The organism is Nocardioides sp. SLBN-35, assembly GCF_006715725.1.
GTDB lineage: Bacteria > Actinomycetota > Actinomycetes > Propionibacteriales > Nocardioidaceae > Nocardioides.
On the sequence record NZ_VFNU01000001.1, the window covers coordinates 565356 to 583810 of the forward strand.

An 18455-nucleotide genomic window follows, 5' to 3' on the forward strand; every position below is an offset into this window, starting at 1 on the left:
TGCTCACGGCATCAGGACGGTCACCCGGACGGGGGAGTGGTCGGACAGCTGCTGGCTGCCGGCGAACGGCGACTCCATCTGCCAGCTGGTGACCTTGGCGCCCGGCGTCACGAAGACCCGGTCGACGTGCTCGCCCCAGCGCCACGACTGCGGAGCCGGGTTGCGCCAAGCGTTCCAGGAGTTGATGTAGGGCAGCGTGTTGTAGCGCTCGGCGACGTCGAAGGCGTCGTCGTAGCCCGCGCCGTTGAGCAGCTCGCGCGGCGCGTCCCACGAGCTGTTGCGCGTCGAGTTGTAGTCGCCGGTGAGCACGATCTGCGGCGGGGCGCCGGCGTAGGCCGCCTTGATCGCCTCCAGGAACTGGTAGGTCTCGCTGTAGCGCTCGGTGTCGGAGGCGTCCTTCGGCGGCGCAAGGTGCACGCTGGTCAGCACCAGGTGCCGGGAGTTCGCCCCGGCTGCATTGTCGATCACCTCGACCCAGCAGCCGCCGTGGGTGTAGCCGGGGAAACGGATGCCCCTGGCGGTGCCGTTGACGACGCTGTACTTGGCGGTGCGCACGAACAGGGTCTGGTTGCGCCACTCGGCTCCGTTGCCGTCGCCCGCCTTGCACGCACGCACGTAGCCGGGCAGCGGCTCCATGCCGTCGTACCCGACGTTCGGGCCCTCCTGGATCGCGACCGCGTCCGGCTGGATCTGGGTGATCCGCTGCTTGATCAGCGGCTCGCGGACCGCCCATCCGTCGCAGACGTTGGCGCACACGTTCCAGGTCATCATGTTCACCTGGATCGGTCCGCCGACCCGGTCGGTCGGCTCGGTGTACTTGCAGCCGGCGGTGCCGAACGCACCGACACCCTTCGGCCCCGACGGCCGGACCTGGAAGCAGTACGTCGCGCGCGGCTCGAAGCCGCCGATGGTGACAGCGGCGGTGCCGCTGCCCACGGCCGCGACCTGCACCCGCTTCTTGTTCTTGTGGCCCTGGATCGGCTGCTGGCCCTTGACGTAGTCGAAGTCGTACGAGGTCGCGCCGGCGATCTCGTTCCAGCGGAAGGTCAGTGTGACGGTCGCACCCTGGACCTGCTGGGCCTCGACCCACACCGGCTGCACCGGGGGGAGCGTGGCCGTCGTACGACAGCGGGTCTTGGACCACTTGCCCTTGCGCTTGCCGTTGTAGGCGCGCACCTTCACGCAGTAGTCGGTGCCCTGCGCGAGCTTCTTGATGGTCATCGTGGTCTTGCGGGTGCGCTCCTTGTGCGGCTTGCCGCCGGGCGTGCGCCACTGGACCTTGTACGACGTGGCGCGGGCCGCGCGCTTCCACTTCACCTTGAAAGACGCGGTCGTGCCGTCGACGTGGGGCTTCTTGAGCTTGACGCCCTTCACCTTCGCAGGCTTGGGCGCGGCGCTCGCGGGCGACGCGTTCGCAGCGACGAGGCCGGAGGTGCACAGGAGGACGGCGATCGCCGCGAGCAGCAGGTGCCGCACGCGGCGGGTGGTGGTGTCGGGCCTCATGGAGATCTTTCTCGTCGCGGAGCATGACCGTATGCCGAGGGTGACAGCGGTTGCAGGCCGTCCGGCATTACAGGCTGTCCTTACCAGATCGCACCCGGTCTAACCGGCAGTGACCCAGCGCACCGCGACGAGGATCACGCCTCGCACGCTTGACGGCACTAGTCTTGACGGGTGAGTGACCTTGCCAGTGACGCCGCGGACCAGCCCGCCACCTTCGCCGACCTCGGTCTCGGTGACCGCATCCTGAAGGCTCTCAAGGACATCGGCTACGAGTCGCCGTCCGCGATCCAGGCCGAGACCATCCCCCACCTCCTCGAGGGGCGCGACGTGATGGGCCTCGCGCAGACCGGCACGGGCAAGACCGCCGCGTTCGCGCTGCCGATCCTCGACCAGCTCGACCTCGCGCAGAAGACCCCGCAGGCGCTGGTCCTCGCGCCGACCCGCGAGCTCGCGCTCCAGGTGTGCGAGGCGTTCGAGAAGTACGCCGCCAACCTGCGCGGTGTCCACGTGCTCCCCGTCTACGGCGGCCAGGGCTACGGCGTCCAGCTGTCCGCGCTGCGCCGCGGCGTCCACATCGTCGTCGGCACGCCCGGACGGATCATGGACCACCTCGAGAAGGGCACCCTCGACCTCACCGAGCTGCGCTTCCTGGTCCTCGACGAGGCCGACGAGATGCTCAACATGGGCTTCGCCGAGGACGTCGAGACGATCCTCGCCGACACGCCCTCGGAGAAGCAGGTGGCGCTGTTCTCGGCGACCATGCCGAAGCAGATCAAGTCGCTGTCGGCGAAGTACCTGAAGAACCCGGTCGAGATCGCGATCGAGCGCAAGACCCGCACCGCCGAGAACATCAAGCAGCGCTACCTGATGGTCAGCTACCCGCAGAAGGTCGACGCGCTGACCCGGATCCTCGAGGTCGAGAACTTCGAGGGCGCGATCGTGTTCGTGCGCACCAAGAACGAGACCGAGACGCTGGCCGAGAAGCTGCGCGCCCGCGGCTACAGCGCGGCCGCGATCAACGGCGACATCGTGCAGGCCCAGCGCGAGCGCACCGTCAACCAGCTCAAGGACGGCAAGCTCGACATCCTGGTCGCCACCGACGTCGCGGCCCGCGGCATCGACGTCCCCCGGATCAGCCACGTCTTCAACTACGACATCCCCACCGACACCGAGGCCTACGTCCACCGGATCGGCCGCACCGGCCGCGCCGGCCGCAGCGGTGACGCGATCTCCTTCATCACCCCGCGCGAGCGCTACCTCCTCAAGCACATCGAGAAGGCCACCCGCTCCACGCTGGAGCAGATGCAGCTCCCGAGCGTCGACGCGATCAACGTCTCGCGCCTGAGCCGCTTCGACGACCAGATCACCGCCGCCCTCGAGTCGCCGCAGATCGACTTCTTCCGCGACGTCGTCGGCCACTACATCCGCGAGCACGACGTGCCGGAGGCCGACGTCGCCGCGGCGCTGGCCATCGCGCTGCAGGGCGACACCCCGCTGCTGCTGGAGGAGGAGCCGGAGCCGGAGCGCCGTCCGCGCCGGGAGTACGACGACCGCGGCGACCGCGGCGAGCGCCGGGGCGGGGACCGCGACCGGGGTGAGCGGGGCAGCCGGGACCGTGCCCCGCGCTCGGGCGGCAACCTCCAGGCCTACAAGATCCAGGTCGGCAAGCGGCACCGCGTCGAGCCCCGCCAGATCGTCGGCGCGCTCGCCAACGAGGGCGGCCTCGACCGCCGCGACTTCGGCAAGATCACCATCCGCCCCGACTACTCGATCGTCGAGCTGCCGGCCCGGCTGACCGAGGACCAGTGGGAGCGGCTCAAGAGCACCCGGATCAGCGGCAAGCTGATCGAGCTGGCCAAGGACTACGGACCGCCGAACCGCTCGCGCAAGCCCCGCGACTGACCTACCCTCGGACCCCATGGGGGGTCTGCGTCGCTCGGCCGCGCCCGCTGCACTCGCAGCGGGCGCGCTGCTGCTGAGTGCCTGCGGCAGCACCACTGCTCCCGCTGCCGAGCCGGCTGACGCAGCGGTGGCCACCTCGGCGGCACCCCCGCCGACCCCGCGCGAGGCGGATCCGTCGCGCTCGGGCGCCCGGGTCGACGTACCCACGGTCGAGATCATGGCGGCGCTCGCCCGGCGGGCCGAGCGGATCGCGAAGAAGCTGCCGGCGGTGATCGTCCCGGCCGAGGTCGACCCCGCGTCGAACCGCGGCCTGGGCTACCGCGAGATGATCGAGTTCGGCTTCCCTGCCGACCAGTGGCCCTACCTCGACGCGCTGTGGCAGCGCGAGTCCGGCTGGAACCACCTCGCCGAGAACCGCAGCTCCGGCGCCTACGGCATCCCGCAGTCCCTGCCGGCCACCAAGATGGCCGTCGTCGGCAGCGACTGGCGCACCAACCCCGAGACCCAGATCCGGTGGGGGCTGGCCTACATCGCCGCGCGGTACGGCAACGTCCAACGCGCCTGGGAGCACTCGCAGCGCACCGGCTGGTACTGAACTCGCTGCTGCGCGTGGCCGGTGTTGACGTCGCAACTACCGAATTTGCGGTGCTGGCGCCGATTCCGCGACGAATTCGGTAGTTGCGTCGCAGCCAGGCCAGCCCCTCAGGTCAGGCGGGCGAGCGCCGCGTCCTGCACGCACGCGGCCGCGGCCATCATCCCGGCGGCGGCGGCCACCAGCACCGACGCCATCGGCATCGGCAGGCCCGGGCCCTGGGCGAGGTCACCGGCGGCGTAGACGCCGGGGACGCTCGTGCGGCCGAAGGCGTCGACCACCACGGCGCCGACCTCGGAGGTCTCCAGTGCGAGCTGCTCGGCGAACGGCGCGGCCTGCTCCCACTCGGTCTTCACGAGCAGCCCGCCCAGCGCGAGCTCCTCGCCGCCGGCGAGGGTGACGACCAGGCCCGCCCCCTCCTTGCGTACGGCGACCAGCCGGTCGGTCACCACGCCGGCACCCGTCCGGTCGAGCGACGCCGCGGTCGCCTCGTCGAGGTCGGCGCCGTCGGTGAGCACGACGCGGTCCTCGGCGATCGGCTGCACCATCGACGCCATCGCGGCCACGTGGGGCGCGGAGCCGAGGATCCCGACGCGGGTGCCGGCGTACTCGTGGCCGTGGCAGAACGGGCAGTGCGCCACCAGGTCGCCGAAGTTCTCCGCGATGCCGGGGACGTCGGGCAGGGTGTCGCGGACGCCGGTGGCGAGGAGCACCCGCCGGGCGCGCACGGGCTCCTCGCCCTCGATCTCGAGGAGGAAGTCGCCGAGCTCGCCGGAGATCCGGGTGACGCCGGTGCCGACGACGTCGAGGAAGTGCACGTCGTCGTAGGCCTCCGCGTCCTTGCGGGCCGCGAGCCGGAGCTCGGCGGGCGGTGCGCCGTCGTGGCCGAGGAAGTTGTGCATGTGGCCGGTCGGGTCGTTGCGGTAGCGGTCGGTGCCGATCACGACGGTCGAGCGGTGCATCCGGCCGAGGGTCTGGGCGGCCTGGAGGCCAGCGGATCCGGCGCCGACCACGGCGACGTCGTACAGCGTCGGTGAGGAAGTGGAGTTGATCATGGGCCCCAGCCTGTGACTTCATGTGAACATGAAGTCAAGTACCCGGGACATCCGGTGGTCGGTGGGCGAGCTGGCTGCACGCTTCGAGCTCGAGACCCACGTGTTGCGGCACTGGGAGGACAAGGGCCTGCTGCACCCGCAGCGCGACTCCGCGGGCCGGCGGGTCTACGGCGAGGACGACGCGTACCGGGTGGCCGCGATCCTCGCGAGCAAGGCGTCGGGGATGAGCCTCGACCAGATCCGCACCCTCGTCGACGCGTCCGTGGAGGGCCGGCGCGACGCGCTGCGCGCCCACCTCGACGAGCTCGACCGGCGCCAGGCAGAGCTCGAGCGCTCGCGGCACATGACGAAGCACGCGCTCGAGTGCCGCGCGCACGACATCACCACCTGCCCCGGATTCCAGGCCCACGTCTCCGACATCGTCGACGGCACCACCCAGGGCATCCGGTTCCTCGCCAGCCACTGACGCGGCTGACGCGCGGTCGTGGCGGACCCGGCTGGTAGAACCTTCACCATGCGGCGGACCTCGGCAGCCCTCACCTCCCTGCTCGTGCTCGGAGGCGTCCTGAGCGCGTGCTCCGGCAGCGACACCGACGGCGCCGAGGCCGTGGCCAAGCAGCTGGCCGGCGCGCTGGCCGCGGCCGCGACCCCGCAGGCCGGCGAGGCGAGCAAGGCCCCGGACCCGCTCGCCTCGGTCCCGTTCACGGGCACCGACTCCGCGACGGTGGCCGAGGCGTACGCCGCCATCGTCGACGACATGGACGGCGTCGTCCCCACCGTCGCGGTCGGCAAGGTCGACGCGGAGGCCGAGAAGCCGACCGCCACCCTGCGCTGGTCCTGGCCGGTGGTCGACGGTGCCGACCCGTGGGCCTACGAGACGACCGTCGCGCTGAGCCACCAGGGTGACAAGTGGTCGGTGGGCTGGGCGCCCGACGTCGTCGCCCCCGACCTGGCCGAGGGCGAGACCCTCGACGCGGTCACCCAGCCGACGGACCGTGGCGACATCACCGGCGCCGGCGGCACGGTCCTGGTGACCGAGCGCGCGGTGGTCCGGGTCGGGATCGACCGGTCCAAGGTCGACGCCGCGGCCGCGCCGGACTCAGCGCGCGCCCTCGCGAAGCTGGTCGGCGTCGACGTGAAGCCCTACGTCAAGGCGGTCAGCGGCGCCGGGCCGCGCGCCTTCGTCGAGGCGATCACCTACCGCTCCGGCGAGGAGCCGGCGGGCTTCGCCGACGCGCTCGGCGCCATCGTCGGTGCTACGACGGTCGATGCCGAGCTCGCCCTCGCGCCCAGCCGCGACTTCGCCGCGCCGATCCTCGGCCGGGTCGGACCGGTGACCGCCGAGATGGTCGAGAAGCACCCCGACACCTACCGCTCCGGCGACGTCGCCGGACTCTCCGGCCTTCAGGCGCGCTACGACGACCAGCTGCGCGGGAGCGTCGGCCGGGTCGTCGACGTGGTCCCCGCGCCGGACAGCAAGGACCCTGGCGCCGACAGGCGTGAGGTCTACCGCCACGACGCGACCCCCGGCCGGCCGCTCGCGATCACCCTCGACGAGCGGCTGCAGACCCTCGCCGAGCAGGTCCTCGCCAAAACCGGTCCGGCCGCGGCCCTGGTGGCGCTGCGCCCGAGCGACGGGGCGATCCTCGCGGCCGCCAACGACGCGGCCACCGGCGGCCAGAACTACGCCACCTTCGGTCAGTTCGCGCCCGGGTCGACGTTCAAGATCGTCACCTCGCTGGCCCTGCTGCGCGCCGGCCTCACGCCCGACAGTCCGGTGGAGTGCACGCCGACGGTGACCGTCGACGGCCGCCAGTTCAAGAACTACTCCGACTACCCGTCGTCCGCGCTCGGGACGATCCCGTTGCGTGAGGCGGTCGCGCAGTCGTGCAACACCGCGCTGATCGGCCAGCGAGATGCGCTCGGCAAGGGCGACCTCGCGTCGGCGGCGGCGACCCTCGGCCTGGGCATCGACCACGACCTCGGCTTCCCGGCGTTCTTCGGGGAGGTCCCCGACCCGGCCAGCGAGACCGAGGCCGCGGCGTCGCTGATCGGCCAGGGCAAGGTGCTGGCCTCGCCGATGGCGATGGCCACCGTGATCGCCAGCGTCCAGGCCGGCACGACCGTCGTACCCCGTCTCGTCGACCAGGTCGACGTCAGCGTCCCCGCCGAGGCCACGCCGCTCGCCGCCGGCGAGGCCGACCAGCTGCGCGCGATCCTGCGCCAGGTCGTCACCGAGGGCAGCGGCCGCGGCCTGGCCGACGTCCCGGGACCGCCGGTGATCGCCAAGACCGGCACCGCCGAGTACGCCGACGGCGACACCATCCGCACCCACGCCTGGATGGTCGCCGCGCAGGGTGACCTCGCCGTCGCGGTCTACGTCGAGACGGGCGAGTCCGGCTCCCAGACCGCGGGTCCGCTGCTCGAGGCCTTCCTCCGTGGCGCACGCTGACCATGCACCCGGGACCAAGGTCCCGGGCAGCGGGGGACGACCGGAGGAAATCTCTGCGTGAGGTCTTGTCCCTCACCGTCGGCGCGCTAGAGTGGCATCAGTCGTACTTCGGAGGGAGCACCGATACGACTGAGCCCCTCGTCGACCCCATGCGATGAGGGGCTCTCTCCGTTTTTCACCCCCGACGTCCTCGGGGGTTCTGGCCGTTGCCCGGCAGTGCCAGAGTGGGCCCATGACCTTCCGCGAACGCCTTGCCCACCTGCTCCCGGAGTCGCGTCGCCAGCTGTACGTCGGCGGCAGCTGGGTCCCCTCGGGCAGCGGTGCCCGGATCGACGTGCTGGACCCGGCGGACGGGTCGGTGCTGACCGACGTCGCGGACGGCACCCTCGACGACGCCCGAGCCGCACTCGATGCGGCGGCCGGTGCCCAGGAGTCGTGGGCGGCGACCCCGCCGCGCGAGCGCGGGGAGATCCTGCGCCGGGCGTTCGGCCTGGTCACCGAGCACGCCGACGACCTCGCGCTGGTGATGAGCCTCGAGATGGGCAAGCCGATCGCCGAGGCGAAGGGCGAGGTGACCTACGGGGCGGAGTTCCTGCGCTGGTTCTCCGAGGAGGCGGTGCGCATCCACGGCCGCTGGATGCAGAACCCGGCCGGCGGCAGCCGGCTGCTGACCGTCCGCAAGCCGGTCGGCCCGTGCCTGTTCATCACCCCGTGGAACTTCCCGCTGGCCATGGGCACCCGCAAGATCGGCCCGGCCGTGGCGGCCGGCTGCACGATGGTGGTCAAGCCCGCCTCGCAGACCCCGCTGACCATGCTCCTGCTCGCGGCGCTGCTGGCCGAGGCGGGCCTGCCGGCCGGCGTGCTCAACGTCGTGACCACCTCCGACTCCGGCGGCCTGTCCAAGACCCTCCAGGCCGACCCGCGGCTGCGGAAGGTGAGCTTCACCGGCTCGACCGGCGTCGGCAGGTCGCTGGTCGAGCAGTCGGCCGGTCAGCTGCAGCGGATGTCGATGGAGCTCGGCGGCAATGCGCCCTTCCTGGTCTTCGCCGACGCCGACCTCGACGCCGCCGTCGACGGCGCGATGATCGCCAAGATGCGCAACATGGGGGAGGCCTGCACCTCCGCGAACCGGTTCCTCGTCGAGGCCTCGGTGGCCGAGGAGTTCGGCGCCAGGCTCGCCGAGCGGATGGGCGGCCTGCGGGTCGGTCGCGGCCAGGACGTCGGTGTCCAGGTCGGCCCGCTCATCGACGCCAAGGCGGTCACCTCCGTCTCCGCCCTGGTCGACGACGCCGTCGACCGCGGCGCCCGCCTGCTGACCGGAGGCAAGGCTCCCGGCGGCGACGGCTTCTTCTTCCCGCCGACGGTGCTGGCCGACGTACCCGCAGACGCGGATGCGGTCCGCAACGAGATCTTCGGACCGGTCGCCCCGATCACCACCTTCACCTCCGAGGACGAGGCGATCCGGCTGGCCAACTCCACCGAGTACGGCCTCGCCGCCTACGCCTTCACCCGCGACCTGGCCCGCACCATCCGCCTCGCCGAGCGCCTCGAGACCGGCATGCTCGGCATCAACACCGGCCTGGTCTCCAACCCGGCCGCGCCGTTCGGCGGCGTGAAGGCGAGCGGGTTCGGGCGCGAGGGCGGGTTCGAGGGGATCGAGGAGTACCTCGACACCACGTACGTCGCGCTGCCGGTCACCTGAGCCCGGCCGGCCACCGATGAAATCGGTGGCCGGTGTCGGTCCTCACGGGCAGACTCCCTAGGACCGCCATGACCGATCAGCTCGCCCCGCCCGTCCCGGTGCCGGAGGAGCCCGATCCCGGGCTCCGCGGACCGCGGCGGCTCCCGCGCGCCCTCACGCCGTTCCGGCACTCGTCGTACCGGCGGCTCGGGTCGGCACTGGTGCTGACCAGCTTCGGCAGCGGGGTGTGGATCGTGGCACTGGTCTGGGAGGTGATCCGGATCGGCGGGGGCGCCGGCGCGCTCTCCGCGGTCACGACCGCCGGCGCCGTCGGTGTGGTGCTGCCCGCGCTCCTCGGCGGGGTGGTCGCCGACCGGGTCCCGCAGAAGCTCATCCTCGTCGTGACCACGAGCGTCGAGCTGCTCGGCATGAGCCTGGTGGCGGCGCTGTCCTTCACCGACCTCACCCGGCTGTGGCACCTCGCCGCGGTCGCGTTCGTCGCGGGCATGGCGATGGCGTTCTACTACCCCGCCTACTCCGCGTGGCTGCCGGCGCTGGTTCCCGAGGAGGACCTGCTCGCCGTCAACGGGTTCGAGGGCATGGTGCGCCCGACGATCGGCCAGGCGCTCGGCCCGGCCGTCGCCGGCGGCGTCGTCGGCGCGAGCTCGTCCTCGGCCGCGATCGCGGTGGCCGCGGCGGCGTACCTCGGTGGGCTGCTGGTCCTGCTCCTGGTCCCCCTGACCGCCGTACGACGCGACCTGCCGGTCGCCACGGACGGCGGCTCGGGCGGTGGCTCGGGCGGCGCGCTGCGGGCGGTGCGCACGACGCTGGCCGACATGCGCGAGGGCTTCGGCTACATGGTGCGCACGCCGTGGCTGCTCGCGACCTTGCTGTTCGCGTCGATCATGGTGTTCGTGATCATGGGGCCGCTCGAGGTCCTCGTCCCGTTCCTGATCAAGGACGAGCTGGGCGGCGGCCCCAGGGACCACGCGGTCGTGATGGCCTGCTTCGGCATCGGCGGAGCGGTCGGCTCGCTGGTGACCGGCTCGCTGCCGATGCCGCGGCGCTACCTGACCTGGATGAACCTGATGTGGGGCGTGGGCTGCATGCCGTTCCTGGTGATCGGGTTCGCGACCGCGGTGTGGCAGGTCGCGGCGGCAGCGTTCCTGATCGGCGCGCTGTTCTCGGCGCCGATGGTCATCTGGGGCACGCTGCTCCAGCGCCGGGTCCCGCCCGAGCTCCTCGGCCGGGTGGCCTCGCTCGACTTCTTCGTCTCGATCAGCCTGATGCCGGTCTCGATGGCGGTCGCCGGACCGGTGGCCGGGCTGATCGGGCTCGAGGCGACCTTCGCCATCGCCGCGCTGGTTCCGGGAGCCGCGGCCGCGGTCGCGATCCTCGGCGCGCGGCTGCCCGCCGACGAGCTCGCCCACCCGCTGCGGGAGGAGCCGGTCAGTCCGTGAGGCTCTCGAGCACCGCGACGTTGTGGCGGTAGCCGACCGTCTCGTAGCCGACCACGGTCACCCACGGCGCCAACGCGAGCACCAGCAGGCACCAGCTCAGGTCGACCTCCGAGCGCGCCATGAGCACCGGCACCACCAGGACCACGACGGTCACGGCCAGGAGCACCACGTGGAAGGCGTCGAAGGAGCGTGAGAGGAGCGAGTAGCCGGCGTAGAAGACGGCGATGAACAGCGCGACCGGTACGACGACGGTGAGCACCGTCGCGGTCAGGCCCAGCTTGCTGTGGTGGTCCAGGTAGTACGCGCCCACGTGCAGGCCGGCGCCGATGGCGACGATCGCGCCGAAGAGTCCGATGGCGCCGTACCCGAAGCCGAAGGAGCGCTCGCGACGGGCGTGCAGGATCTCCCCGGTCGGGATGGAGAAGTAGCACCACCAGATCCCGAAGGTCAGCGCCGTGCCGGCGAACGTGAAGAGCCCGATCTCCCAGTCGAGGCCGTCCTGCGCGAGCGCGTTGATCGCGGCCATCGTGCCGATCATCCCCTCGCCGAGGGTGATGATGACCATCAGGCCGTACCGCTCGGCGATGTGGTGGGCGTGCCACGGCGTGCCGCCGCGAGCACGCTCGGCGAGGGCGGGCCCGCCGATCTCGACGAGGAACGGCACGATGATCAGCGCGAAGGTGGTGCCGACCGGCAGGTCGACCAGGGCCAGGATGCACCACAGCACCTGCGCGATCGCGATGGAGACGACATAGGTGCGGCAGGCCTGCCGGCGGTCCGGGTCGTGCCGACCGGCGCGCAGCCACTGGAAGATCATCGCGACGCGCATCACGACGTAGCCCCACACGATGACGTCGTTGTCGAGCGTCTCGCCGTGCTTGGTCACCGACTCGAACATGGGCTTGATGCCCAGCGCGAAGATCAGCACACCGACCATCTGCACCATGGTGGTGACCCGGTAGATCCAGTCGTCGGTGTCGTACGCCGAGGCGAACCAGGTGAAGTTGATCCAGGCCCAGGTGATGCCGAAGGTCGCGAACGCGAACGCCGCGATGCCGCTGCCGATGTGGTCCGCGGACAGCGCGTGGGCGAGCTCGTTGGCGGCGGTGCCGAAGGCGACCACGAACGTGAGGTCGAACAAGAGCTCCAGCGGCGTCGACGCGCGGCCGGACTCGTGGGGATCGCGGCCGGACATCCGGCGGGTGCGGTGGCGGACCGCGGACTCGGTGTCGCGTTCCTCGGCCTGCTCGGCGTGGTGCTCCGACATGCGCCGCAGTCTAGGAGCCTGCTGAACAAGACGGGCGAACGCCGCGTAGCCGCGCGGATGTTCAGCAGTCACCTAGGAACGAGCTGCGGGCCCGGCCCGGTCAGGACCGCCGGCCGAGCAGGGCGAGCACGTGCACCCCGGCGGGTGCCTCGACGTCGACCGGCAGCGGCGGCGCGAACCGGTCGTCGCCGGCCAGCGCGATCTGCAGCGCCGAGGGCAGCAATGCGACCGCGAGCGGCTCGGGCAGCGGCTCGGCGTGGCCGGTCGCCCGGCGTACGTCCCAGCCGTGGACCGCGATCTCGAGCGCGGCGATCCGGGCGATCGCGTCGACGGGCAGCGGGTGCCCGCCGACGTCGACGCTCGGCTGGTCGGCGCTCAGCCAGGCCGTGAGCAGGGCGCAGGCCTTGTGCTGCAGGGCCTGGACCCGGGTCTGGAGCGGGGTCGGGGCGGCGCTGCTCAGCCCGACCGCGCCGTCCGCGGCCTCGGCGAACGCGTCGAGTGCGTCCTCCATGTGGGCGAGCAGGTCGGCGAGGCTCCAGCCGGCGCAGGGGGTCGGGCGGTCGACGTCGGCGCAGGTGATGGTACCTAGCGCGGCGCTGGTGTAGTCGAGCGCGCGCTGCAGCAGGTCGAGGCCGGCGACCATCCCGTCCGGCGCTCTCGTGGGCGCGGACACGGTGGCCTCAGGCCGGGACGTAGTCGGCGGGCAGCCGCTCCGGCAGCCCGAAGCGTGCGAACAGCCGGGCGTCGAAGAACGCCGTGACGTGCTCGACGCGCAGGTCCTCGCCGGTGCCGGCCAGCTGCAGCACCTGCAGGTGGAAGGGCTCGAAGTGGCCCTCGGGCTGGCGCATGTAGAGACCGAACGCCGGCTGCCCGTTGGCGATGGTCTCGACCATCGGCATGTCGTTGCACCCGCCCGGGCACTTGGTGCCGATGAGCTGGCCGATCGCGTCGGTGCCGCGGTAGTGGTTGAGGAACGGCGGCATGTCCCAGGTGGCGTCGTACTTGAGGAGCTGGACGATCTGGTCGATGTCCTTGCGCCAGAACGCCTGCAGGTAGGCGTCGAGCAGGGTGCGCTGGGCCTGGTCGAGGTCGGGCTCGACGGTGTCGGGGGACAGCCCGCGCTCGGCGAGCTGGGCGTGTGCGCGCTGCAGCGCGGAGTTCACGGCCGCGGTCGTGGTGTCGAGGGCGGTGGCGGTCTCGGCGGCCGACCAGCGCAGCACGTCACGCAGGATGAGCACCGCGCGCTGGCGCGCGGGCAGGTGCTGCAATGCGGCCACGAAGGCGAGCCGGATCGTGTCGCGCTCGGCGACCTCGACCGCGGCGTCCGGGATCGGCTCCAGCCACGGGACCTCGTGGTCCTCGAGCAGCTCGTCGGAGGGAGCGGAGTCCGCCGTACCGAGTCCGGTCGGCAGCGGTCGACGTGGCTTCGCCTCGAGGTTGGTCAGGCACACGTTGGTGGCGATCTTGTAGAGCCAGGTGCGCACCGAGCTGCGGCCCTGGAAGCTCGCCGACGCCTTCCACGCGCGCAGGAAGGTCTCCTGGACCAGGTCCTCGGCCTCGTGCACCGACCCGCTCATCCGGTAGCAGTGCGCCATCAGCTCGCGCTGGTAGCGCCCGGTCAGGGTGTCGAAGTCGGCGAGCTCGTCACTCGCCACTGCTGCCGTCTCGGTCTCGGTCACCGTGATTCCCATCGCTACCCCCGTGGTCTCGCCAGTCTGCCTGATGGGTGTGACCGGGTGCGAGCGGAAAACTCATCGCTCGCCGCGGACGATCTCCAGCACCTTCTCGGCAACGGGTACGGCGAGCGCCCGGTCCTCGGGGATCAACCCGATGCGGGTACGCCGGTCGAGCAGGTCGGCGACGTCGGCGGCGCCCTCGTGGGTGACTCCGAAGAAGAGCTCGGCCCACACCGTCGAGATGCCCTCGGCGATCGGCGCGAGGAGCTGGTCCTGGTCCCAGCCGCTGGCCCTGACGGCAGCCTCGAGCGCGAGGTCGGCGTCGGCGCCGTAGCGGCGGACCAGGCGGGCCTCGCCCGGGTGGCCGGCCTTGGCGGCGCGGTCGGCCAGGGTCTCGCGCGGCGCGGCCCCGGCCAGCGGCAGGGTGGCGGTGACACAGGGGCCGGCGGTGAGGCGGGCGTGGCCGACCGCCGCGTCGACGGCGTCCTCGGCCATCCGGCGGTAGGTCGTGAGCTTGCCGCCGACGATGGTCACGATGCCGGTCGGGGAGGTGAGCACCGCGTGCTTGCGGGACAGGTCGGCGGTGGAGTCGTCGCCGCTGTCGAGCAGCGGGCGCAGGCCGGCGAAGGCGCCGACCACGTCCTCGCGCCGCAGCGGTCGGGCGAAGGAGGCAGCCACCACGTCGAGCAGGAAGCCGATCTCGACCTCGGTCGGCTCGGCCACGTCGGGGATCGGCCCGTCGACCGGCTCGTCGGTCAGGCCGACGTAGAACTGGCCGTCGGGCTGGGGCAGGACGAGCACGAAGCGGTTGGTCTCGCCGGGGATCGGGGCGAAGACCGCCACGTCGAGGCCGGGCAGGGTGCCGGCGCGGAGCACGAGGTGGGTGCCGCGCGAGGGGCGCAGGCGTACGTCGTCGACCAGGTCGCCGGCCCACACGCCGGCAGCGTTGACGACGGTGCGGGTGGTGACGGTGGCGGTCGCGCCGGTGAGCTCGTCCTTCAGCACCACCTCCTGGCCGGCGGCGGAGACGACGCGGGCGTGGGTGCGCACGTGGGCGCCCCGGTCGGCCGCGGTCCGCGCGATGGTGGTGACCAGGCGGGCGTCGTCCTCGAGCTGGCCGTCCCAGCCGAGGTAGGCGCCGCGCAGACCGTCGGTGCGCAGCGGTGGTGCGAGCCGGCGGGTCTCGGCGGCGCTGAGACGGCGGGGCCGGGGGAGCGTGTCGGCGCTGGTGCCGGCGGCCCGGCGGAGCAGGTCGCCGCCGAGGAATCCGGCGCCGGCGAGGGCCCCCATCGGGCGGCTCACGCCAGCCGAGAGCGGGATGAGCGACGGCAGCGGCCTGGTCAGGTGGGGCGCGGTGGTCTCCATCAGGATCCCGCGCTCGACCGCGCTCTCGTGGGCGATGCCGACCTGGCCGGAGGCGAGGTAGCGCAGGCCGCCGTGGACGAGCTTCGAGGAGAACCGCGACGTGCCGAACGCGAGGTCGTGGGCGTCGACTGCCAGCACGGTCAGCCCGCGTGACACGGCGTCGAGGGCCACGCCGGCGCCGGTGACGCCGAGGCCGATCACGACCATGTCGACCTCAGTGGGGAGATCGGCGAGACCAGGGGTGATCCGGGTGTGGGGCTGGTGTGCGGTCATGGCGCGAGGCTCCGGGAGATGAGGGCGTGCAGCTCGTCGTCGAGCGCGGACTGGTCCACCTCGTCGTCGACCATGGTGTGGGCGGACAGGACGAAGCCGTGGGCGGCGAGGACCAGGCCGCGAGCGACCGCCTGGGGGAGGCCGTCGGTGATCAGTCCGGCCTCCTGGCCGGCGGTGATCGCGGTGGCCAGCACCTGGAGGATCAGCTCCTGCGAGCGGCCGCGCCGGGACAGCAGGTAGGGGAGGATCAGCTCGGGGTCGAGCTCGACGATCCGGGTGAACAGCTCGTTCTCGCGCAGCGCGCCGACGGTCGCGACCACGGCGTCGGCGATCGCGTCGGGTGTGGGCGACGCCGCGACATCAACGCCGGAGGCGACGAGCGTCCCCCACTCGCGCGTCATCAGGTCGCCGAGCAGCGCCGGCATGTCGGACCACGCGCGATAGATCGTCATCCGCGAGACGCCGGCCCGGCGGGCGACCTCGGTGAGGGTCGTGCGCCGCCAGCCCACGTCGAGGATGCACTCGCGCGCCGCGTCGAGGTAGGCGTCTCGAGGGCTCTGCTCGGATTCGGTGTTGTGACGATGTGACGTCATGTGTAACACTGTAACACATGACGATCGAGCGCCCCTCCGTTCTCCAGCCCGAGATGCCCCCGACGCGCTGGGGCGACCCGGCCCACGCCACCGGGCTGCCGGACGGGGTGCGCGACCTCGTCGGCCTCGTCTTCCCGATCCAGGACACCCCGGCCCGTGCCGAGGTGACCGTCCCCGCTCCGCGGCTCACCGACGACCGGGTCGCCGGCCTGCGCGCGATCGTCGGTGACGACAACGTCGTCCTCGACGACGACCTGCGCCGTCGGCGTACCAGGGGCAAGTCGACCCCCGACCTGCTCCGCCAGCGCACCGGCGACCTCGGGGACACGCCCGACGTCGTCGTCCGCCCGGCCGACCACGACGAGGTCGTCGCCGTGCTCGGCTATGCCCAGGAGCAGCGGATCGCCGTGGTCCCCTTCGGTGGAGGTACGGCGGTCACCGGCGGCCTGGTCGCCGACCCGGCCGGCCTCACCGGTGTCCTGTCCCTCGACCTCGGCCGGATGCGCGGACTGCTCGCGCTCGACCCGGTCTCCTCGACCGCGACCCTCGAGCCCGGCCTGCGCGGCCCGGAGGCCGAGGCGCTGCTCGCGGCGCACGGGCTGATGCTCGGCCACTTCCCGCAGTCGTTCGAGTACGCGACGATCGGCGGCTTCGCCGCGACCCGCTCGAGCGGCCAGTCCAGCGCCGGTTACGGCCGGTTCGACTCCATGGTCGTCGCGCTGCGCGTCGCCACCCCGGTCGGCGAGGTCCGGCTCGGCGCCTCCCCGGCCAACGCGTCCGGCCCCGACCTGCGCGAGCTGTTCCTCGGCTCCGAGGGCACCTTCGGCGTGATCACCGAGGTGACCGTGCGGGTGCGCCCGCTGCCCGAGGTCAAGGAGTACGAGGGCTGGCGCTGGCCCACCTTCGACGCCGGCGCCGACGCGATGCGCGCGCTCGCCCAGTCCGACCTGCTGCCCACCGTGATCCGGCTCTCCGACGAGAACGAGACCGCGATCAACCTCGCCGACCCCGCAAGTGTCGGAGGGACCGGCGGTGAGGGCGCTGCATCGTCGGGCGGCTGCCTGATGATCGTCGGCTACGAGGGCACGCCCGCCGCCGTCGCCGCCAAGAGGGCTGCCGTCACCGAGGCGCTGACCGCGCTGGGCGGCACCGCCCAGGGCTCCGGCCCGGGCGAGGCCTGGGCGCACGGTCGGTTCAACGCGCCGTACCTCCGCGACAGCCTGCTCGACAACGGCGTTCTCGTCGAGACGCTCGAGACCGTCACCTTCTGGAGCAACCGCGCCAACCTCTACACGCGGGTGAGGGCCGCGCTGCAGGAGACCCTCGGGGAGGGCGCGATGGTGCTGTGCCACATCTCGCACGTCTATGCGACCGGCTGCTCGCTCTACTTCACCGTCGCCGCCCCCGGTGGCGCGGACCCCCTCGCCACCTGGCTCCCGGCCAAGGCCGCGGCGTGCGAGGCGATCGTCGCCGCCGGCGCCTCGATCACCCACCACCACGCGGTCGGCACCGACCACAAGCCGTACCTCACCGCCGAGATCGGCGAGGTCGGCGTCGAGGTGCTGCGCGCGGTCAAGAAGGCCGTCGACCCGGAGGGCATCCTCAACCCCGGGGTGCTGATCCCGTGACCGCGGACAGGGCCTTCGCCTTCCTCGTGAACCCGGCCTCCGGCGGCGGTGCGGCGCCGAGGGTCGTCGTCCCGCTGGCGCGGGCGTTGCGCGAGGCCGGCGCGGACGTCGAGGTCACCTACACGACCTCGGCCGCCGAGACTCCCGCGCTCGTCGACGCCGCGGTCGCCCGCGCCGCCGTCGTGGTGTCCGTCGGCGGCGACGGGATGCTCTCCTCGGTCGCCGGCTCCGTGGCCGAGCGCGGCGGCGTGCTCGCCGTGGTCCCGGCCGGCCGCGGCAACGACTTCGCCCGGATGCTCGAGGTCCCCACCGAAACCGCCGCCCAGGCGCGACTGTTGCTCGACGGCGAGGCCCGGCCGATCGACCTGCTCCGGGCCACGCAGGCCGACGGGTCGTCGTACGTCGTCGCGGGGTCGGTCTACGCCGGCGTCGACGCCCGCGCCGCGGAGATCGTGGACCGCTCGCACTGGCTGCCCTCGAAGCTGCAGTACCCGTACGCCGCGGTCCGCGCCCTGGCGACGTACCGCCCCGTCGAGTGCACGCTCGAGGTCGACGGCGTCCGGAGCACGCACCAGGCCGCGACCGTCGTCGTCGCCAACTCCCGCTTCTACGGCAAGGGCATGGCGATCGCACCGACCGCGTCGCTCGACGACGGCCTGCTCGACGTGATCGTCATCGAGGCCGCCGGGCACCTCGACCTGATCCGCTCGCTGCCCAAGGTGTACGACGGCAGCCATGTCGACCTGGCCGAGGTGACCGTGCGCACCGGCCGCAGGGTCAGCCTCTCCGGGCAGCACCGTGGGGGTGCCGCCGTACCCGTGGGCGCCGACGGCGAGCGCCTCGGTCCCCTCTCCGCCGACCCGGCGACCCCGCTGACCGTCGAGCTGCTCCCCGCGGCGGTCCTGGTCATCGCCGACCCGGCTCGAACGGGCGCGTAATTCCGGCCGACCCGGCTCGAACTGGCTCGTAATTCCGGCCGACCCGGCTCGAAAGTGCGCGAAAGAACAG

15 protein-coding genes are annotated in these 18455 nt (G+C 72.5%); 8 read left to right on the plus strand and 7 right to left on the minus strand.

What is annotated here, in order from left to right; translation table 11 throughout:
- Positions 1 to 3 precede the first annotated feature (3 nt).
- Positions 4 to 1503 carry a fibronectin type III domain-containing protein gene (locus FBY23_RS02825; protein ID WP_141796756.1) on the minus strand — a complete coding sequence of 500 codons (1500 nt, stop codon included), beginning with the start codon at positions 1501 to 1503 and terminating at the stop codon, positions 4 to 6.
- A 171-nt stretch (positions 1504 to 1674) separates the two neighbouring features.
- Between FBY23_RS02825 and FBY23_RS02830 the strand changes: the two genes are divergently transcribed.
- Both FBY23_RS02830 and FBY23_RS02835 read left to right on the plus strand, forming a co-directional pair.
- Positions 1675 to 3405: a DEAD/DEAH box helicase gene (locus tag FBY23_RS02830; protein WP_141796757.1), complete on the plus strand. Its 1731-nt coding sequence runs from the start codon at positions 1675 to 1677 to the stop codon at positions 3403 to 3405.
- A gap of 16 nt (positions 3406 to 3421) precedes the next feature.
- Entirely contained in the window at positions 3422 to 4000 is a 579-nt protein-coding gene (locus tag FBY23_RS02835; RefSeq protein ID WP_141796758.1) for a transglycosylase SLT domain-containing protein, read from the plus strand.
- Between the two features lie 107 nt (positions 4001 to 4107).
- Here the strand turns inward: FBY23_RS02835 and FBY23_RS02840 are convergent, their stop codons facing one another.
- Positions 4108 to 5052, minus strand: coding sequence for an NAD(P)/FAD-dependent oxidoreductase (locus FBY23_RS02840; RefSeq protein WP_141796759.1), 945 nt, complete (start codon positions 5050 to 5052; stop codon positions 4108 to 4110).
- Positions 5053 to 5080: 28 nt separating this feature from the next.
- Between FBY23_RS02840 and FBY23_RS02845 the strand changes: the two genes are divergently transcribed.
- The 4 genes from FBY23_RS02845 to FBY23_RS02860 all read left to right on the plus strand — a co-directional run bounded on the left by FBY23_RS02845 (position 5081) and on the right by FBY23_RS02860 (position 10645).
- On the plus strand, positions 5081 to 5518 hold the full coding sequence (locus tag FBY23_RS02845) for a MerR family transcriptional regulator (protein ID WP_141796760.1): 438 nt from the start codon (positions 5081 to 5083) through the stop codon (positions 5516 to 5518).
- A 48-nt stretch (positions 5519 to 5566) separates the two neighbouring features.
- Positions 5567 to 7504, plus strand: coding sequence for a penicillin-binding transpeptidase domain-containing protein (locus FBY23_RS02850; RefSeq protein WP_141796761.1), 1938 nt, complete (start codon positions 5567 to 5569; stop codon positions 7502 to 7504).
- Positions 7505 to 7736: 232 nt separating this feature from the next.
- Positions 7737 to 9206: an NAD-dependent succinate-semialdehyde dehydrogenase gene (locus tag FBY23_RS02855; RefSeq protein ID WP_141796762.1), complete on the plus strand. Its 1470-nt coding sequence runs from the start codon at positions 7737 to 7739 to the stop codon at positions 9204 to 9206.
- A gap of 68 nt (positions 9207 to 9274) precedes the next feature.
- Complete coding sequence (locus tag FBY23_RS02860) at positions 9275 to 10645, plus strand: MFS transporter (RefSeq protein ID WP_141796763.1); 1371 nt, start codon at positions 9275 to 9277, stop codon at positions 10643 to 10645.
- Here FBY23_RS02860 and FBY23_RS02865 read toward each other — a convergent pair.
- From FBY23_RS02865 to FBY23_RS02885, 5 genes are all read right to left on the minus strand, one after another.
- The gene (locus FBY23_RS02865) at positions 10635 to 11912 is read right to left on the minus strand and encodes a low temperature requirement protein A (RefSeq protein WP_222117705.1); all 1278 of its coding nucleotides are present in this window, start codon (positions 11910 to 11912) and stop codon (positions 10635 to 10637) included. The genes FBY23_RS02860 and FBY23_RS02865 overlap by 11 nt on opposite strands.
- A 100-nt stretch (positions 11913 to 12012) precedes the next feature.
- On the minus strand, positions 12013 to 12585 hold the full coding sequence (locus tag FBY23_RS02870) for a TIGR03086 family metal-binding protein (protein ID WP_141796764.1): 573 nt from the start codon (positions 12583 to 12585) through the stop codon (positions 12013 to 12015).
- A gap of 7 nt (positions 12586 to 12592) precedes the next feature.
- Positions 12593 to 13591: a sigma-70 family RNA polymerase sigma factor gene (locus FBY23_RS02875; protein ID WP_260805708.1), complete on the minus strand. Its 999-nt coding sequence runs from the start codon at positions 13589 to 13591 to the stop codon at positions 12593 to 12595.
- A 72-nt stretch (positions 13592 to 13663) separates the two neighbouring features.
- Complete coding sequence (locus FBY23_RS02880) at positions 13664 to 15226, minus strand: glycerol-3-phosphate dehydrogenase/oxidase (RefSeq protein ID WP_141796766.1); 1563 nt, start codon at positions 15224 to 15226, stop codon at positions 13664 to 13666.
- On the minus strand, positions 15223 to 15819 hold the full coding sequence (locus FBY23_RS02885; RefSeq protein WP_141796767.1) for a TetR/AcrR family transcriptional regulator: 597 nt from the start codon (positions 15817 to 15819) through the stop codon (positions 15223 to 15225). Before FBY23_RS02885 ends, FBY23_RS02880 begins: the two co-directional genes overlap by 4 nt.
- A 17-nt stretch (positions 15820 to 15836) precedes the next feature.
- Here FBY23_RS02885 and FBY23_RS02890 point away from each other — a divergent pair, with 17 nt between their 5' ends.
- Together FBY23_RS02890 and FBY23_RS02895 are read left to right on the plus strand one after the other, a co-directional pair.
- Positions 15837 to 17447 carry an FAD-binding oxidoreductase gene (locus tag FBY23_RS02890; protein ID WP_260805709.1) on the plus strand — a complete coding sequence of 537 codons (1611 nt, stop codon included), beginning with the start codon at positions 15837 to 15839 and terminating at the stop codon, positions 17445 to 17447.
- The gene (locus FBY23_RS02895) at positions 17444 to 18385 is read left to right on the plus strand and encodes a diacylglycerol kinase family protein (RefSeq protein WP_141796768.1); all 942 of its coding nucleotides are present in this window, start codon (positions 17444 to 17446) and stop codon (positions 18383 to 18385) included. The genes FBY23_RS02890 and FBY23_RS02895 overlap by 4 nt, the downstream gene beginning before the upstream one ends.
- The last annotated feature ends 70 nt before the right edge of the window (positions 18386 to 18455 follow it).

What these genes read in the sequence shown, in the direction of transcription:
- FBY23_RS02825 (WP_141796756.1), bottom strand. Translation starts at nt 1,503, where the DNA reads ATGAGGCCCGACACCACCACCCGCCGCGTGCGGCACCTGCTGCTCGCG.
- FBY23_RS02835 (WP_141796758.1), top strand. Translation starts at nt 3,422, where the DNA reads ATGGGGGGTCTGCGTCGCTCGGCCGCGCCCGCTGCACTCGCAGCGGGC.
- FBY23_RS02840 (WP_141796759.1), bottom strand. Translation starts at nt 5,052, where the DNA reads ATGATCAACTCCACTTCCTCACCGACGCTGTACGACGTCGCCGTGGTC.
- FBY23_RS02845 (WP_141796760.1), top strand. Translation starts at nt 5,081, where the DNA reads ATGAAGTCAAGTACCCGGGACATCCGGTGGTCGGTGGGCGAGCTGGCT.
- FBY23_RS02850 (WP_141796761.1), top strand. Translation starts at nt 5,567, where the DNA reads ATGCGGCGGACCTCGGCAGCCCTCACCTCCCTGCTCGTGCTCGGAGGC.
- FBY23_RS02855 (WP_141796762.1), top strand. Translation starts at nt 7,737, where the DNA reads ATGACCTTCCGCGAACGCCTTGCCCACCTGCTCCCGGAGTCGCGTCGC.
- FBY23_RS02860 (WP_141796763.1), top strand. Translation starts at nt 9,275, where the DNA reads ATGACCGATCAGCTCGCCCCGCCCGTCCCGGTGCCGGAGGAGCCCGAT.
- FBY23_RS02865 (WP_222117705.1), bottom strand. Translation starts at nt 11,912, where the DNA reads ATGTCGGAGCACCACGCCGAGCAGGCCGAGGAACGCGACACCGAGTCC.
- FBY23_RS02880 (WP_141796766.1), bottom strand. Translation starts at nt 15,226, where the DNA reads ATGACCGCACACCAGCCCCACACCCGGATCACCCCTGGTCTCGCCGAT.
- FBY23_RS02885 (WP_141796767.1), bottom strand. Translation starts at nt 15,819, where the DNA reads ATGACGTCACATCGTCACAACACCGAATCCGAGCAGAGCCCTCGAGAC.
- FBY23_RS02890 (WP_260805709.1), top strand. Translation starts at nt 15,837, where the DNA reads ATGACGATCGAGCGCCCCTCCGTTCTCCAGCCCGAGATGCCCCCGACG.